The sequence below is a fragment of the Streptomyces sp. P9-2B-2 genome (genome assembly GCF_030406865.1).
Lineage (GTDB): Bacteria > Actinomycetota > Actinomycetes > Streptomycetales > Streptomycetaceae > Streptomyces > Streptomyces platensis.
Map to the genome: position 1 here is coordinate 6606581 of NZ_CP129126.1, position 17029 is coordinate 6623609.

Sequence of the window (17029 nt, forward strand, 5' to 3'; positions counted from 1 at the left end):
CCGGTCGGGGGGCCGTTGCCAGCTGGTACGCTGTGTGACGGTCCGGTCGAGTCATCCAAGATTCCCTGTGCAGCAAATCCAGGGGCGCTCACGGGCCGAAACCAAGAGGAGTACCGCGTGTCGCTCGACGCCGCTACGAAGAAGCAGATCATGGCCGAGTTCGCCACCAAGGAGGGTGACACCGGTTCCCCCGAGGTTCAGGTCGCGATGCTCTCCCGCCGGATCTCGGACCTGACCGAGCACCTCAAGACCCACAAGCACGACCACCACTCCCGCCGTGGTCTGCTGCTGCTCGTCGGCCAGCGCCGCCGCCTGCTGCAGTACCTGGCGAAGAAGGACATCACGCGCTTCCGTGCGCTGGTCGAGCGCCTGGGCATCCGCCGCGGCGCGGCGGGCGCCAAGTAAGACGCCGTAGAGGGAGCGGTTCCCACCCGGGGGCCGCTCCCTTTGCCATACGCACCGGACCCCGTCCCGCCGCGAGGTGGACGGAAGCTTTGTAGTCTGGTGCCATATCGCAAAAAGCGAACGCGGTAGGAGCGCCACCTGGCCGCCGGTCCTCGGTAGTGGCCCCCGGACGATCCATGGAGACACTTCATGGCTCTCACCCCGGGTGCTTCGATCGAAGACCGGCCCGTACCGGCGCTCCACCGAAGACGGTCCCCTGCCACACGGGCAGCGGACACATACGAGGAGATATTCCTGGTGGAGAACGAGACCCACTACGCCGAAGCCGTGATCGACAACGGTTCCTTCGGCACCCGCACCATCCGCTTCGAGACGGGCCGCCTGGCCAAGCAGGCCGCCGGTTCCGCCGTGGCGTACCTGGACGACGACACCATGGTGCTGTCGGCCACCACCGCTTCCAAGAAGCCCAAGGACCAGCTCGACTTCTTCCCCCTGACGGTGGACGTCGAGGAGCGGATGTACGCAGCCGGCAAGATCCCCGGCTCCTTCTTCCGTCGTGAGGGCCGGCCCTCTGAGGACGCGATCCTCACCTGCCGCCTGATCGACCGCCCGCTGCGCCCCTCCTTCAAGAAGGGCCTGCGCAACGAGATCCAGATCGTCGAGACGATCATGGCCCTCAACCCCGACCACCTCTACGACGTGGTCGCCATCAACGCCGCCTCCTGCTCCACGCAGCTGGCCGGCCTGCCCTTCTCCGGCCCGATCGGCGGCACCCGTGTCGCGCTGATCAACGGCCAGTGGGTGGCGTTCCCGACCCACACCGAGCTCGAGGACGCCGTCTTCGACATGGTCGTGGCCGGCCGCGTCCTCCCGGACGGCGACGTCGCGATCATGATGGTCGAGGCCGAGGCCACCGAGAAGACCGTCCAGCTGGTCAAGGACGGCGCCGAGGCCCCGACCGAAGAGGTCGTGGCCGCCGGTCTCGAGGCCGCCAAGCCCTTCATCAAGGTCCTGTGCAAGGCCCAGTCGGATCTCGCCGCCAAGGCCGCCAAGCCCGTCGGCGAGTTCCCGGTCTTCCTCGACTACCAGGACGACGTCCTGGAGGCGCTGACCGCCGCCGTCAAGGGCGAGCTCGCCCAGGCGCTGACCATCGCCGGCAAGCAGGACCGCGAGGCCGAGCTGGACCGCATCAAGGAGATCGCTGCCGAGAAGCTGCTCCCGCAGTTCGAGGGCCGCGAGAAGGAGATCTCCGGTGCCTACCGCGCGCTGACCAAGAAGCTGGTGCGCGAGCGCGTCATCAAGGACAAGGTCCGCATCGACGGCCGTGGCGTCACGGACATCCGTACGCTCGCCGCCGAGGTCGAGGCCATCCCGCGGGTGCACGGTTCCGCGCTGTTCGAGCGTGGCGAGACCCAGATCCTGGGCGTCACCACCCTCAACATGCTCCGCATGGAGCAGCAGCTGGACACCCTCTCCCCGGTGACCCGCAAGCGCTACATGCACAACTACAACTTCCCGCCGTACTCCGTCGGTGAGACCGGCCGCGTGGGCTCGCCCAAGCGCCGCGAGATCGGCCACGGCGCGCTCGCCGAGCGCGCCATCGTGCCGGTCCTGCCGACCCGCGAGGAGTTCCCCTACGCGATCCGCCAGGTCTCCGAGGCGCTGGGCTCCAACGGCTCGACGTCCATGGGCTCGGTCTGCGCCTCCACCATGTCGCTGCTGAACGCCGGTGTGCCCCTCAAGGCCCCGGTCGCCGGTATCGCCATGGGTCTGATCTCCCAGGAGATCGACGGCCAGACCCACTACGTCGCCCTCACCGACATCCTCGGTGCGGAGGACGCCTTCGGTGACATGGACTTCAAGGTCGCCGGCACGAAGACCTTCGTGACCGCCCTCCAGCTGGACACCAAGCTGGACGGCATCCCGGCCTCCGTCCTGGCCGCCGCGCTCAAGCAGGCCCGCGACGCCCGTCTGCACATCCTCGATGTGATGAACGAGGCCATCGACGTTCCGGACGAGATGTCCCCGAACGCCCCGCGGATCATCACCGTCAAGATCCCGGTGGACAAGATCGGTGAGGTCATCGGCCCCAAGGGCAAGATGATCAACCAGATCCAGGAGGACACCGGCGCCGACATCACGATCGAGGACGACGGCACCATCTACATCGGTGCCGCCGACGGCCCGGCCGCCGAGGCCGCCCGCGCCACGATCAACGGCATCGCCAACCCGACCATGCCGGAGGTCGGCGAGCGCTACCTGGGCACGGTCGTCAAGACCACCACCTTCGGTGCGTTCGTCTCCCTGCTCCCGGGCAAGGACGGCCTGCTCCACATCTCGCAGATCCGCAAGCTCGCCGGTGGCAAGCGTGTGGAGAACGTCGAGGACGTGGTCGCGGTCGGCGCCAAGGTCCAGGTCGAGATCGCCGAGATCGACCAGCGCGGCAAGCTCTCCCTGATCCCCGTGATCGAGGAAGAGGATGCGGCCGAAGGCACGAAGGACGACGCCGCCAAGTGACGTCCCGTACGCACACGACGACGGCCCGCACCTCCACGGAGGGGCGGGCCGTCGCCCGTACCCAAACGCTTCTCAAGGGCACCGCGGGCGCCGGCACGGTCCGCCGGACCACCCTCCCCGGCGGTCTGCGCATCGTCACCGAGACCCTGCCGACGGTCCGCTCCGTCACCTTCGGGATCTGGGCGAACGTCGGCTCCCGTGACGAGACCCCGTCTCTGAACGGCGCCACGCACTACCTGGAGCACCTGCTCTTCAAGGGCACCGAGCGGCGCAGCGCGCTGGACATCTCCGCCGCCATCGACGCGGTCGGCGGCGAGATGAACGCCTTCACCGCGAAGGAGTACACCTGCTACTACGCGCGGGTGCTGGACACCGATCTGCCGCTCGCCATAGACGTGGTGTGCGACATGCTCACCGGCTCGCTGGTGGAGGCCGAGGACGTGGACGCCGAGCGCGGCGTCATCCTCGAAGAGATCGCGATGACCGAGGACGACCCGGGCGACTGTGTGCACGACCTGTTCGCGCACACCATGCTCGGTGACACCCCGCTCGGCCGCCCGGTCCTGGGCACCGTCGACACCGTCAACGCCCTCACCCCCGAGCGCATCCGCCGCTTCTACAAGAAGCACTACGACCCCACCCACCTCGTCGTCACGGCCGCCGGCAACATCGACCACGCCAAGGTCGTCCGCCTGGTCCGCCGCGCCTTCGAGCAGGCCGGGGCCCTGGACCGGACGGACGCCGTCCCGATGGCGCCGCGCTCCGGCAACCGCGCCATCCGCACCGCCGGCCGCGTCGAACTGCTCAACCGCAAGACCGAGCAGGCGCATGTGATCCTCGGGATGCCCGGGATGGCGCGCAACGACGACCGGCGCTGGGCGATGGGCGTGCTGAACACCGCCCTGGGCGGCGGGATGAGCTCCCGCCTCTTCCAGGAGGTCCGCGAGAAGCGTGGCCTGGCCTACAGCGTGTACTCGTACACCTCGGGCTTCGCCGACTGCGGGCTGTTCGGTGTCTACGCCGGCTGCCGTCCGAACCAGGTGCACGACGTCCTCAAGATCTGCCGCGACGAACTCGACCAGGTGGCGGCCCAGGGCCTCACCGACGACGAGATCCACCGCGCGATCGGCCAGCTGCGCGGCTCAACCGTCCTCGGCCTGGAGGACACCGGCGCGCTGATGCACCGCATCGGCAAGAGCGAGCTGTGCTGGGGCGAGCAGATGTCGGTCGACGAGATGCTCGCGCGGATCGCCGCCGTCACCCCGGACGAGGTGCGCGAGGTGGCCCGGGACGTCCTGGGCACCCGTCCCTCGCTGTCCGTCATCGGCCCGCTGAAGGACCGGCAGGCGGCCCGGCTGGACGACGTCGTCGCATAGGCGCCGCTGCGATACACCAAGAGAGAGACGGGAAACGATGAGCAAGCTGCGCGTGGCCGTACTGGGAGCCCAGGGACGCATCGGCTCCGAGGCCGTACGGGCCGTCGAGGCCGCCGAGGACATGGAGCTGGTCGCCGGGCTGGGCCGGGGCGACAAGCTGGAGACGCTGGTCGAGGCCGGCGCCCAGGTCGTGGTCGAGCTGACCAACCCCGGCGCGGTGATGGGCAACCTCGACTTCTGTGTGCGTCACGGGATCCACGCGGTGGTCGGGACGACCGGGTGGACCGATGAGCGCCTCGCGCAGCTGCGCACCTCGCTCGCCGCCTCGCCCGGGGCGGGCGTGCTCATCGCCCCGAACTTCTCCATCGGCGCGGTGCTGACCATGCGGTTCTCCCAGCAGGCGGCCCGGTTCTTCGAGTCGGCCGAGGTCGTCGAGCTGCACCACCCGAAGAAGGCGGACGCCCCGTCCGGCACCGCCGCCCGCACCGCCCAGCTGATCGCCAAGGCCCGTGAGGAGGCCGGCTGCGCCCCGCAGCCGGACGCCACCAGCACCGCGCTGGACGGCGCCCGCGGCGCGGACGTGGACGGCGTCCCCGTGCACTCCGTACGGCTGCGCGGTCTGCTGGCCCACCAGGAGGTGCTCTTCGGCGGCGAGGGCGAGACCCTCACCATCCGCCATGACTCCCTCCACCACAGCAGCTTCATGCCGGGCATCCTGCTCGGTGTGCGCCGGGTGGTGACCACTCCGGGCCTGACCGTGGGCCTGGAAAACTTCCTCGACCTGGGCTGACGGGTATGGGCGGAAAGATCACGTACTTCTTCCTCGCCACCGTGCTGATCCTGGTGTTCGGCGTGGTGGCGCTGGAGGGCGTCCTCCTCCTGCTGACCGGCGAGCCGGCGGCCATGGGCATGGGAGCGGTGGCCTTCCTGCTGCCGGGCATCGGCGGCTGGTTCCTCTGGCACAACACCCGCTTCGCCCGCGACGCCAACAGGCTGGCGCGGGTGCTGGAGGCCGAGGGCGCACTGCCGGCCGACGAGCTCCAGCGCACCCCCGGCGGCCGGATCGACCGGGACGCGGCCGACGCGGTCTTCGCCCGGCGGCAGGCCGAGACGGAGGAAGCGCCCGGCGACTGGCGTACGTGGTTCCGGCTCGCGGTGGCCTACCACGACGCCCGGGACACCCCGCGCGCCCGTAAGGCGATGCAGCGCGCCATCGCCCTGCACGACGACAAGGCCGTCCCGGCTGCCTGAGCTGTTCTACGGGGCAGGGCCGACCGGTCCTGCCCCGTAGGCGTGCGGCGTCCGGCGTCCGGCGGGCGCCACAACGGACGAACATCGAAGGCTCAGCCGCGGTGCTCCGCCGCCCAGGCCTCCAGGACGTCCGCGGCCTGCTCGAAGGCCTCCGGACGGGACAGGAAGTCGCCGTTGTGGTCGGTGATCAGGGTGCGCAGCGGCTCACCCTGCGTCCGCTCGATGATCAGGGCCTGGCCCTGCACCGTCCGCGGCAGTCCCAGCCAGCGCACCGGCTGCTGGCGGGTGCGCACGGTGGCGATGCCGCTCCACGGCTCGGTCGCCGTACGCAGCAGGTTCACCTGGCGCAGACCCTGCGCGCTGACCCACAGGCCGACGCGCAGCAGTCGCAGGGCGAGGGCGATCATCAGCGCCCCCACGGCCGCACAGGCCGCGGCGCCGGGCAACGAGCCGGCCATCGCGATGATCATCGCGGAGAGCAGAACGAACGAGGCGAGCAGCAAAAGCACCGCCGCCGCCCCTACCCGCCACGGTCCGGGGCGGTAGGGACGGCGCCAGTGGTCGGGCTCGTCGTGCGGCAGTGCGGCGGTCTCCGCGGCCCCGGTGTCGAGGTCGCGGTCGGCCGTCAGGAAGGGCAGGGGCACGGCTGATCCTCACTCATGGGCACGCTGTTGCAAGCTGTGACCGGTGAGGCTATCGGGACCGGCGGAGCGGAACCACTTTCCGGCACGCCCCGCCCGCCCGTTCAGCGATGTGCCTCGGACTGATGCACCCGGCTCGCCCCGGAACTGTCCTGCGACAGGGCGGGAACGCCGAACAGCAGGGCGCCGGCCAGGCCACCCACGACTGTCAGCGTGATGAGAGACTGGCCGAGGAGCTGCGCGCGGGAAGCGCGCTGTCGCGGCGGGGGAGTGACATTGCTGCGGAACCGGTCTGCCTCGGCAACGAAGGCGAACGGGACGGGCTCTCGCCGGCGGAACATGAGCGGGCTCTCCTAGGAACCTCGAAGTGGGCACTGTCACAGGGTTAGACGTCTGCGGAGTCCGGTTGGTGCCCGTTTTCCGAGACTTCTGTGAAAAATATCAACTGGCGCTCCGCAGGCTGCTAAAGAGCGCCCGTTTTGCGGCTAACACGACATCATGTCGCATTTCCTGAGCTGTCAGTGGCGGGTCGTAGGGTGGTCGCGCACGAGGAACGAATGGAAGGAACCGCCGGTGTCCCAGACCCCTGCCGAGAGCGCTGCGAGCCCCGACAGCGCAGCCGTCAGCTTCCGGAGTGAGGTGACGGTCGAGCTGGTCAAGCACAGCGCCGCGGACAGCGATGTGCTGTGGGCGGCCCGTGTCTCCACGGCCGGCGAGCAGTCCCTGGAGGAGCTCCAGAAGGACCCGGAGCGCTCCAAGGGCTTGATCAACTACCTCATGCGGGACCGGCACGGCAGCCCGTTCGAGCACAACTCCATGACGTTCTTCATCAGCGCACCGATCTTCGTCTTCCGCGAGTTCATGCGGCACCGCGTCGGCTGGTCGTACAACGAGGAATCCGGCCGCTACCGCCAGCTGGATCCGGTCTTCTACGTCCCCGGTGAGTCCCGCAAGCTCGTCCAGCAGGGCCGCCCCGGCAAGTACGAATTCGTCGACGGCACCCAGGAGCAGGCCGAGCTCACCGGCCGCGTCATGGAGGACTCCTACCGCCGGGCCTACGAGGCGTATCAGGAGATGCTCGCCGCCGGCGTCGCCCGCGAGGTCGCCCGCGCGGTGCTCCCCGTCGGCCTGTTCTCCTCGATGTACGCGACCTGCAATGCCCGCTCCCTGATGCACTTCCTGGGCCTGCGGACGCAGCACGAGCAGGCGAAGGTGCCGTCCTTCCCGCAGCGCGAGATCGAGATGGTCGGCGAGCAGATGGAGGCTCACTGGGCCAAGCTCATGCCGCTCACGTACGGCGCATTCAATGCGAATGGCCGGATCGCTCCGTAAGGCCCAGGCCGCGGGCCGGTTACGGGAGCGCGCAGGACAGACGTGCGAAGTGTCCGGATTGCGGCATTTTGAGAAGTTCATTTACGCTGAACAGACGGACCCGGCACTGCTTGAACCCCCGAGCAGGCAGTGCCGGTGTCCACATCCTTGCTCCCCAGAGGCGCAACCCGCGGTGAGCTACGAGTAGCGTGGGACCCATGGCTCCGACTTCCACACCGCAGACCCCCTTCGGGCGGGTGCTGACCGCCATGGTCACGCCATTCACGCCGGATGGCGCTCTCGATCTCGACGGCGCGCAGCGGCTCGCTGCCCATCTGGTGGACTCCGGCAATGACGGTCTCATCGTCAACGGCACCACCGGAGAGTCCCCGACCACCAGCGATGCGGAGAAAGCCCAGCTGGTCCGCGCCGTGGTCGACGCGGTCGGCGACCGCGCCTTTGTCGTCGCCGGAGCCGGCACCAACGACACCCACCACAGCCTCGAGCTGGCCCGCGCCGCCCAGGACGCCGGCGCCCATGGCCTGCTCGCGGTGACCCCGTACTACAGCAAGCCCCCGCAGGAGGGCCTGCTCCGCCACTTCACGGCGATCGCGGACGCCACAGACCTGCCGGTGATGCTCTACGACATCCCGGGCCGCAGCGGTGTCCCGATCAACACCGAGACCATGGTCCGGCTCGCCGAGCACCCCCGGATCGTCGCCAACAAGGACGCCAAGGGCGACCTCGGCCGCGCCAGCTGGGCCATCGCGCGCTCCGGCCTCGCCTGGTACAGCGGCGACGACATGCTGAACCTCCCGCTGCTCTCGGTCGGCGCCGTCGGCTTCGTCTCCGTGGTCGGCCACATCGTGACCCCCGAGCTGCGCGCCCTCCTGGACGCCCACCTCAACGGCGACGTCACCAAGGCCACCGAGATCCACCAGAAGCTGCTGCCCGTCTTCACCGGCATGTTCCGCACCCAGGGCGTCATCACGACCAAGGCCGCGCTCGGCCTCCAGGGTCTGCCGGCTGGTCCGCTGCGGCTGCCGCTCGTGGAGCTCTCCCCCGAGGAGACCGAGCAGCTGACGCGCGATCTTGCCGCCGGCGGGGTACAGCTCTGATCACAGACTTCATAACTGAATACGGACCAACAATCGCCCTACAGCAAGTGCACGAATGTCATGCGCGCCACGTGCCCTCGACGGCAGCGTGGCGCGTGTGGTGAGGAGAGTCTTTTGAGTCATCCGCATCCTGAGCTCGGCGCCCCGCCGAAGCTTCCCAAGGGTGGCCTGCGCGTCACCCCCCTCGGCGGCCTGGGTGAAATCGGCCGCAACATGACGGTCTTCGAATACGACGGCCGGCTGCTGATCGTCGACTGCGGAGTGCTCTTCCCCGAGGAGGAGCAGCCCGGAATCGACCTGATCCTTCCGGACTTCACGTCCATCAGGGACCGTCTCGACGACATCGACGGCATCGTGCTCACCCACGGGCACGAGGACCACATCGGTGGCGTCCCCTACCTGCTGCGCGAGAAGCCGGACATCCCGCTCATCGGCTCGAAGCTGACCCTCGCCCTTATCGAGGCCAAGCTTCAGGAGCACCGCATCCGCCCCTACACCCTTGAGGTGAAGGAGGGCCACACCGAGCGGATCGGCTCGTTCGACTGCGAATTCGTCGCGGTCAACCACTCGATCCCGGACGCGCTGGCCGTCGCCATCCGCACCCCCGCGGGCATGGTCGTGCACACCGGCGACTTCAAGATGGACCAGCTCCCGCTGGACCGCCGGCTGACCGACCTCCCCGCCTTCGCGCGGCTCGGCGAGGAGGGCATCGACCTGCTCCTCTCCGACTCCACGAACGCCGAGGTCCCGGGCTTCGTCCCGCCCGAGCGCGACATCTCCAACGTGCTGCGCACGGTGTTCGCGAACGCCCAGAAGCGCATCATCGTGGCCAGCTTCGCCAGCCATGTGCACCGCATCCAGCAGATCCTCGATGCCGCCCACGAGTACGGCCGCCGGGTCGCCTTCGTCGGCCGCTCGATGGTCCGCAACATGGGCATCGCCCGCGAGCTGGGCTATCTGAAGGTCCCGGCCGGCCTGGTCGTCGACGTCAAGGCGCTCGACGATCTCCCGGACGACGAGGTCGTGCTGGTCTGCACGGGTTCCCAGGGCGAGCCGATGGCCGCCCTCTCCCGGATGGCCAACCGCGACCACCAGATCCGGATCGTCCAGGGCGACACGGTGATCCTGGCCTCGTCCCTCATCCCGGGCAACGAGAACGCGGTCTACCGCGTGATCAACGGCCTCACCCGCTGGGGTGCGGACGTGGTCCACAAGGGCAACGCCAAGGTCCATGTCTCGGGCCACGCCTCGGCTGGCGAGCTGCTGTACTTCTACAACATCTGCAAGCCGAAGAACCTCATGCCGGTGCACGGCGAATGGCGCCACCTGCGGGCCAACGCCGAGCTGGGCGCCCTGACCGGCGTACCGAAGGACCGGATTGTCATCGCCGAGGACGGTGTGGTGGTCGACCTGGTCGGCGGCGTCGCCAAGATCGTCGGCAAGGTCAAGGCCGGCTACGTCTACGTCGACGGCCTCTCGGTCGGCGATGTCACCGAGGCCCACCTCAAGGACCGCCGGATCCTCGGCGACGAGGGCATCATCTCGGTCTATGTGGTCGTGGACAGCACCACCGGCAAGATCGTCGGTGGCCCGGACATCCACGCCCGTGGTTCGGGCATCGATGACGCCGCCTTCTCGGGCGTGATGCCCAAGATCGACGAGGCCCTGGCCAAGTCGGCGCAGGACGGCGTCACGGAGCCCCACCAGCTCCAGCAGCTGGTCCGCCGTACGGTCGGCAAGTGGGTGTCGGACAACTACCGCCGCCGCCCGATGATCCTCCCCGTGGTCGTCGAGGTCTGACGCACAGAGTCGTACGAACGTACTCAAGTCGGAGCGGGGCGCCTGGATTTGCATCCAGGCGCCCCGCTCCAGTACGTTTACGGCTCCGCCTGGCCGGGAAGCGCCGCACGCTGTGCGTACGGAGCACCCCGCGAAGCCGGGCGGAATTCCGACCCAGAGCAATCTGATAAAGTCGGATCAGCCGAAAGGCACCCCCCTCCGACGGGAAATCGGAACGAATTCGAACCGGAAACGGAACGAAATCGGATCTGGTAAGGTCGGAAACGCGAAGAAGCCGAAAGGCGGAAACGCACCGGCGAAAATCGGGCCCGCAAGGATCTGATAGAGTCGGAAACGCAAGACCGAAGGGAAGCGCCCGGAGAGCCTGCTGAAACAGGCACAAAGGAAGCGTCCGTTCCTTGAGAACTCAACAGCGTGCCAAAAGTCAACGCCAGATATGTTGATACCCCGTCCACCGGAAACACTTCCGGAGGATGAGGTTCCTTTGAAAAGCCCACCACGGCCCATGCGGTCGGGGTGGCACACACAGCGAGGACGCTGTGAACGACCGGACCTATTCCGTCTGGTCGTTCCGCTCTCGTGTGTGTTTCACCGGATTACCGGTAAACATTCACGGAGAGTTTGATCCTGGCTCAGGACGAACGCTGGCGGCGTGCTTAACACATGCAAGTCGAACGATGAACCTCCTTCGGGAGGGGATTAGTGGCGAACGGGTGAGTAACACGTGGGCAATCTGCCCTTCACTCTGGGACAAGCCCTGGAAACGGGGTCTAATACCGGATACGACCACCGACCGCATGGTCTGGTGGTGGAAAGCTCCGGCGGTGAAGGATGAGCCCGCGGCCTATCAGCTTGTTGGTGGGGTGATGGCCTACCAAGGCGACGACGGGTAGCCGGCCTGAGAGGGCGACCGGCCACACTGGGACTGAGACACGGCCCAGACTCCTACGGGAGGCAGCAGTGGGGAATATTGCACAATGGGCGAAAGCCTGATGCAGCGACGCCGCGTGAGGGATGACGGCCTTCGGGTTGTAAACCTCTTTCAGCAGGGAAGAAGCGAGAGTGACGGTACCTGCAGAAGAAGCGCCGGCTAACTACGTGCCAGCAGCCGCGGTAATACGTAGGGCGCAAGCGTTGTCCGGAATTATTGGGCGTAAAGAGCTCGTAGGCGGCTTGTCACGTCGGATGTGAAAGCCCGGGGCTTAACCCCGGGTCTGCATTCGATACGGGCAGGCTAGAGTTCGGTAGGGGAGATCGGAATTCCTGGTGTAGCGGTGAAATGCGCAGATATCAGGAGGAACACCGGTGGCGAAGGCGGATCTCTGGGCCGATACTGACGCTGAGGAGCGAAAGCGTGGGGAGCGAACAGGATTAGATACCCTGGTAGTCCACGCCGTAAACGTTGGGAACTAGGTGTGGGCGACATTCCACGTCGTCCGCGCCGCAGCTAACGCATTAAGTTCCCCGCCTGGGGAGTACGGCCGCAAGGCTAAAACTCAAAGGAATTGACGGGGGCCCGCACAAGCAGCGGAGCATGTGGCTTAATTCGACGCAACGCGAAGAACCTTACCAAGGCTTGACATACACCGGAAACGTCTGGAGACAGGCGCCCCCTTGTGGTCGGTGTACAGGTGGTGCATGGCTGTCGTCAGCTCGTGTCGTGAGATGTTGGGTTAAGTCCCGCAACGAGCGCAACCCTTGTTCTGTGTTGCCAGCATGCCCTTCGGGGTGATGGGGACTCACAGGAGACTGCCGGGGTCAACTCGGAGGAAGGTGGGGACGACGTCAAGTCATCATGCCCCTTATGTCTTGGGCTGCACACGTGCTACAATGGCCGGTACAATGAGCTGCGATACCGCGAGGTGGAGCGAATCTCAAAAAGCCGGTCTCAGTTCGGATTGGGGTCTGCAACTCGACCCCATGAAGTCGGAGTTGCTAGTAATCGCAGATCAGCATTGCTGCGGTGAATACGTTCCCGGGCCTTGTACACACCGCCCGTCACGTCACGAAAGTCGGTAACACCCGAAGCCGGTGGCCCAACCCCTTGTGGGAGGGAATCGTCGAAGGTGGGACTGGCGATTGGGACGAAGTCGTAACAAGGTAGCCGTACCGGAAGGTGCGGCTGGATCACCTCCTTTCTAAGGAGCACTTCTTACCGACTTCGGTTGGTCAGAGGCCAGTACATCAGCGAATGTCTGATGCTGGTTGCTCATGGGTGGAACGTTGACTATTCGGCGCACTTGATTGGTTGTCACTAGTACTGCTTCGGCGTGGAACGTGGGGACGAGTGAAGTGGGCCGGGCACGTTGTTGGGTATCTGAGGGTACGGACCGTTGAGTCTGGACCTTCGCGATGCCGGCCCCAGTGAACTCAGCCTTCGGGTTGGGGTGGTGGGTGGCTGGTCGTTGCTTGAGAACTGCACAGTGGACGCGAGCATCTGTGGCCAAGTTTTTAAGGGCGCACGGTGGATGCCTTGGCACCAGGAACCGATGAAGGACGTGGGAGGCCACGATAGGCCCCGGGGAGCTGTCAACCGAGCTTTGATCCGGGGGTGTCCGAATGGGGAAACCCGGCAGTCGTCATGGGCTGTCACCCGCTGCTGAACACATAGGCAGTGTGGAGGGAACGCGGGGAAGTGAAACATCTCAGTACCCGCAGGAAGAGAAAACAACCGTGATTCCGGGAGTAGTGGCGAGCGAAACCGGATGAGGCCAAACCAGTCACGTGTGATACCCGGCAGGGGTTGCGTGGTTGGGGTTGTGGGATCTCTCTTTTACAGTCTGCCGGCTGTGAGACGAGTCAGAAACCGTTGATGTAGGCGAAGGACATGCGAAAGGTCCGGCGTAGAGGGTAAGACCCCCGTAGCTGAAACATTAGCGGCTCGTTTGAGAGACACCCAAGTAGCACGGGGCCCGAGAAATCCCGTGTGAATCTGGCGGGACCACCCGTTAAGCCTAAATATTCCCTGGTGACCGATAGCGGATAGTACCGTGAGGGAATGGTGAAAAGTACCGCGGGAGCGGAGTGAAATAGTACCTGAAACCGTGTGCCTACAAGCCGTGGGAGCGTCGCTGTATGTGCTTGCACATGCAGTCGTGACTGCGTGCCTTTTGAAGAATGAGCCTGCGAGTTTGCGGTATGTTGCGAGGTTAACCCGTGTGGGGAAGCCGTAGCGAAAGCGAGTCCGAATAGGGCGTTGAGTAGCGTGCCCAAGACCCGAAGCGGAGTGATCTAGCCATGGGCAGGTTGAAGCGGAGGTAAGACTTCGTGGAGGACCGAACCCACCAGGGTTGAAAACCTGGGGGATGACCTGTGGTTAGGGGTGAAAGGCCAATCAAACTCCGTGATAGCTGGTTCTCCCCGAAATGCATTTAGGTGCAGCGTCGTGTGTTTCTTGCCGGAGGTAGAGCACTGGATAGGCGATGGGCCCTACCGGGTTACTGACCTTAGCCAAACTCCGAATGCCGGTAAGTGAGAGCGCGGCAGTGAGACTGTGGGGGATAAGCTCCATGGTCGAGAGGGAAACAGCCCAGAGCATCGACTAAGGCCCCTAAGCGTGTGCTAAGTGGGAAAGGATGTGGAGTCGCAGAGACAACCAGGAGGTTGGCTTAGAAGCAGCCATCCTTGAAAGAGTGCGTAATAGCTCACTGGTCAAGTGATTCCGCGCCGACAATGTAGCGGGGCTCAAGCACACCGCCGAAGTCATGTCATTGCAGCAATACTCCCAACGGAGGCTGTGATGGGTAGGGGAGCGTCGTGTGCCGGGTGAAGCAGCCGTGGAAACGAGTTGTGGACGGTTCACGAGTGAGAATGCAGGCATGAGTAGCGATACACACGTGGGAAACGTGTGCGCCGATTGACTAAGGGTTCCTGGGTCAAGCTGATCTGCCCAGGGTAAGTCGGGACCTAAGGCGAGGCCGACAGGCGTAGTCGATGGACAACCGGTTGATATTCCGGTACCCGCTTTGAAACGCCCAATATCGAATCCATTAATGCTAAGGCCGTGAAGCCGGCCTGGAGTCTTCGGACAAAGGGACGTGGTGGAGCCGCCGATCCAAGGTGGTAGTAGGTAAGCGATGGGGTGACGCAGGAAGGTAGTCCAGCCCGGGCGGTGGTTGTCCCGGGGTAAGGGTGTAGCCCGTCATCTAGGCAAATCCGGATGACGTTAAGGGTGAGACCTGATGCCGAGCCGATTGTGGTGAAGTGGATGATCCTATGCTGTCGAGAAAAGCCTCTAGCGAGTTTCATGGCGGCCCGTACCCTAAACCGACTCAGGTGGTCAGGTAGAGAATACCGAGGCGTTCGGGTGAACTATGGTTAAGGAACTCGGCAAAATGCCCCCGTAACTTCGGGAGAAGGGGGGCCATTGCTGGTGATGGAATTTACTTCCTGAGCTGGTGGTGGCCGCAGAGACCAGCGAGAAGCGACTGTTTACTAAAAACACAGGTCCGTGCGAAGCCGTAAGGCGATGTATACGGACTGACGCCTGCCCGGTGCTGGAACGTTAAGGGGACCGGTTAGTCACATTTCGGTGTGGCGAAGCTGAGAACTTAAGCGCCAGTAAACGGCGGTGGTAACTATAACCATCCTAAGGTAGCGAAATTCCTTGTCGGGTAAGTTCCGACCTGCACGAATGGCGTAACGACTTCTCGACTGTCTCAACCATAGGCCCGGTGAAATTGCATTACGAGTAAAGATGCTCGTTTCGCGCAGCAGGACGGAAAGACCCCGGGACCTTTACTATAGCTTGATATTGGTGTTCGGTTCGGCTTGTGTAGGATAGGTGGGAGACTTTGAAGCAGCCACGCCAGTGGTTGTGGAGTCATTGTTGAAATACCACTCTGGTCGTGCTGGATGTCTAACCTGGGTCCGTGATCCGGATCAGGGACAGTGTCTGGTGGGTAGTTTAACTGGGGCGGTTGCCTCCTAAAGAGTAACGGAGGCGCCCAAAGGTTCCCTCAGCCTGGTTGGCAATCAGGTGTTGAGTGTAAGTGCACAAGGGAGCTTGACTGTGAGACTGACGGGTCGAGCAGGTACGAAAGTAGGGACTAGTGATCCGGCGGTGGCTTGTGGAAGCGCCGTCGCTCAACGGATAAAAGGTACCCCGGGGATAACAGGCTGATCTTCCCCAAGAGTCCATATCGACGGGATGGTTTGGCACCTCGATGTCGGCTCGTCGCATCCTGGGGCTGGAGTCGGTCCCAAGGGTTGGGCTGTTCGCCCATTAAAGCGGTACGCGAGCTGGGTTTAGAACGTCGTGAGACAGTTCGGTCCCTATCCGCTGTGCGCGTAGGAGTATTGAGAAGGGCTGTCCCTAGTACGAGAGGACCGGGACGGACGAACCTCTGGTGTGCCAGTTGTCCTGCCAAGGGCATGGCTGGTTGGCTACGTTCGGAAAGGATAACCGCTGAAAGCATCTAAGCGGGAAGCCTGCTTCGAGATGAGTACTCCCACCCCCTTTGAGGGGTTAAGGCTCCCAGTAGACGACTGGGTTGATAGGCCAGATATGGAAGCCTGGTAACGGGTGGAGTTGACTGGTACTAATAGGCCGAGGGCTTGTCCTCAGTTGCTCGCGTCCACTGTGTAGGTTCTGAAGTAACGACCTGTGTTTATGCCGGGTTGGTTAACTTCATAGTGTTTCGGTGGTCATAGCGTTAGGGAAACGCCCGGTTACATTTCGAACCCGGAAGCTAAGCCTTTCAGCGCCGATGGTACTGCAGGGGGGACCCTGTGGGAGAGTAGGACGCCGCCGAACAAAATTTCAGCTCCGGTCCCTGAACCTCTTGGTTCAGGGACCGGAGCTTTTTTGTTCTGCCCCCCGGGTGATGGGCGTAACTCGAAGTTCATCTCAGCTGACCAGGATCCCTGTCATGCGGACAGTAGGAACGCTCAAGTCAGCCGGTGTGCGTGCGGGTGATGAGGTCGTGGTGCCGGCGTACGGCAGCGCCGAGGTGGCCCGGGCCGTGGTGGAGTTGGGCGCGGTGCCGGTGTTCGCCGATGTGGACGGCGACAGTTACTGCCTCGACCCGGCCGCCGTGTCGGACGTGGTGACGAGTCAGACCGCCGCCGTCGTGGCGGTCAACCGCTTCGGACGGCCGGCGGAGGCCGGCTGGATCCGTGAAGTGGGCCAGCGGCACGGCCTGCTGGTGCTGGTGGAGGACGAGGCCGGTGCGGACCCGGAGGGCGCGGAGCTGCGTCGGGCGCATGCGGCGTATCTGGACGGCAGACTCAACGGAGTCGGGACGCCGACACCGGCGGCGGGGCACACCTACGCGCAGTATGTGGTGCGGGTGCCGGGTAACGGGCGGCCGGACCGGGACGCGTTCGCGCGGACGTTGCGGGCCAAGGGCGTGGCGTGCCGGGTGCCCGTGCTGGCTCCGGTGTACCGGATGCCGGGGCTGCGGCGGGATGTGTTTCTGCCGCAGACGGAGCGGGCGGTGGACGAGACACTGGCGCTGCCCGTGCACGCGGGGATGTCGCGGCGGGAGCTGCACAAGATGGTCGGTGCGTGCAATGCGCTCGGTGGATTGCTGCAGTCGGCGTTTTAGCGAGTGGACCGGGTGCGGTTCGAACCTGCCGCCGAGTTGGGGTAATATCTATTCCGTTGCCG

General features: G+C 65.1%; 11 protein-coding genes and 3 rRNA genes. 12 read left to right on the forward strand and 2 right to left on the reverse strand.

Annotated features, from left to right (window positions below; genetic code table 11):
- Nucleotides 1-117: 117 nt before the first annotated feature.
- The 5 genes from rpsO (at nucleotide 118) to QT196_RS29205 (ending at nucleotide 5549) form a co-directional block, all read left to right on the forward strand.
- Nucleotides 118-405: a 30S ribosomal protein S15 gene (gene rpsO, locus QT196_RS29185; protein ID WP_006602744.1), complete on the forward strand. Its 288-nt coding sequence runs from the start codon at nucleotides 118-120 to the stop codon at nucleotides 403-405.
- Between the two features lie 297 nt (nucleotides 406-702).
- The gene (locus tag QT196_RS29190) at nucleotides 703-2922 is read left to right on the forward strand and encodes a polyribonucleotide nucleotidyltransferase (protein WP_168481650.1); all 2220 of its coding nucleotides are present in this window, start codon (nucleotides 703-705) and stop codon (nucleotides 2920-2922) included.
- Nucleotides 2919-4298 carry a pitrilysin family protein gene (locus QT196_RS29195; RefSeq protein ID WP_085927390.1) on the forward strand — a complete coding sequence of 460 codons (1380 nt, stop codon included), beginning with the start codon at nucleotides 2919-2921 and terminating at the stop codon, nucleotides 4296-4298. Before QT196_RS29190 ends, QT196_RS29195 begins: the two co-directional genes overlap by 4 nt.
- Before the next feature lie 37 nt (nucleotides 4299-4335).
- Nucleotides 4336-5088 carry a 4-hydroxy-tetrahydrodipicolinate reductase gene (dapB, locus tag QT196_RS29200; protein ID WP_168481651.1) on the forward strand — a complete coding sequence of 251 codons (753 nt, stop codon included), beginning with the start codon at nucleotides 4336-4338 and terminating at the stop codon, nucleotides 5086-5088.
- 5 nt (nucleotides 5089-5093) lie between these two features.
- The gene (locus QT196_RS29205) at nucleotides 5094-5549 is read left to right on the forward strand and encodes a hypothetical protein (protein ID WP_168481652.1); all 456 of its coding nucleotides are present in this window, start codon (nucleotides 5094-5096) and stop codon (nucleotides 5547-5549) included.
- A gap of 92 nt (nucleotides 5550-5641) precedes the next feature.
- Here the strand turns inward: QT196_RS29205 and QT196_RS29210 are convergent, their stop codons facing one another.
- Both QT196_RS29210 and QT196_RS29215 read right to left on the reverse strand, forming a co-directional pair.
- Entirely contained in the window at nucleotides 5642-6193 is a 552-nt protein-coding gene (locus QT196_RS29210) for a hypothetical protein (RefSeq protein ID WP_290355993.1), read from the reverse strand.
- 101 nt (nucleotides 6194-6294) lie between these two features.
- The gene (locus QT196_RS29215; RefSeq protein ID WP_168481654.1) at nucleotides 6295-6531 is read right to left on the reverse strand and encodes a hypothetical protein; all 237 of its coding nucleotides are present in this window, start codon (nucleotides 6529-6531) and stop codon (nucleotides 6295-6297) included.
- A 232-nt stretch (nucleotides 6532-6763) separates the two neighbouring features.
- Here QT196_RS29215 and thyX point away from each other — a divergent pair, with 232 nt between their 5' ends.
- From thyX to QT196_RS29250, 7 genes are all read left to right on the forward strand, one after another.
- Nucleotides 6764-7522 carry an FAD-dependent thymidylate synthase gene (gene thyX, locus QT196_RS29220; protein ID WP_168481655.1) on the forward strand — a complete coding sequence of 253 codons (759 nt, stop codon included), beginning with the start codon at nucleotides 6764-6766 and terminating at the stop codon, nucleotides 7520-7522.
- Between the two features lie 197 nt (nucleotides 7523-7719).
- A complete protein-coding gene (dapA, locus tag QT196_RS29225; protein ID WP_168481656.1) occupies nucleotides 7720-8619 on the forward strand; it encodes a 4-hydroxy-tetrahydrodipicolinate synthase in 900 nt (299 codons plus the stop codon).
- Between the two features lie 114 nt (nucleotides 8620-8733).
- Nucleotides 8734-10419, forward strand: coding sequence for a ribonuclease J (locus QT196_RS29230; RefSeq protein ID WP_168481657.1), 1686 nt, complete (start codon nucleotides 8734-8736; stop codon nucleotides 10417-10419).
- A gap of 609 nt (nucleotides 10420-11028) precedes the next feature.
- Nucleotides 11029-12557, forward strand: a 16S ribosomal RNA gene (locus tag QT196_RS29235).
- A 303-nt stretch (nucleotides 12558-12860) separates the two neighbouring features.
- Nucleotides 12861-15983 (forward strand): 23S ribosomal RNA (locus tag QT196_RS29240).
- Nucleotides 15984-16057: 74 nt separating this feature from the next.
- Nucleotides 16058-16174 (forward strand): 5S ribosomal RNA (gene rrf / locus QT196_RS29245).
- Together the 16S, 23S and 5S rRNA genes form the textbook arrangement of a ribosomal RNA operon.
- A 115-nt stretch (nucleotides 16175-16289) precedes the next feature.
- Nucleotides 16290-16967 carry a DegT/DnrJ/EryC1/StrS family aminotransferase gene (locus QT196_RS29250; protein ID WP_168481658.1) on the forward strand — a complete coding sequence of 226 codons (678 nt, stop codon included), beginning with the start codon at nucleotides 16290-16292 and terminating at the stop codon, nucleotides 16965-16967.
- Nucleotides 16968-17029 lie beyond the last annotated feature (62 nt).

Excerpts from the sequence above, each read along its gene's own strand:
- dapB (WP_168481651.1), top strand. The coding sequence starts at position 4,336 with ATGAGCAAGCTGCGCGTGGCCGTACTGGGAGCCCAGGGACGCATCGGC.
- QT196_RS29205 (WP_168481652.1), top strand. The coding sequence starts at position 5,094 with ATGGGCGGAAAGATCACGTACTTCTTCCTCGCCACCGTGCTGATCCTG.
- QT196_RS29215 (WP_168481654.1), bottom strand. The coding sequence starts at position 6,531 with ATGTTCCGCCGGCGAGAGCCCGTCCCGTTCGCCTTCGTTGCCGAGGCA.
- dapA (WP_168481656.1), top strand. The coding sequence starts at position 7,720 with ATGGCTCCGACTTCCACACCGCAGACCCCCTTCGGGCGGGTGCTGACC.
- QT196_RS29250 (WP_168481658.1), top strand. The coding sequence starts at position 16,290 with ATGCGGACAGTAGGAACGCTCAAGTCAGCCGGTGTGCGTGCGGGTGAT.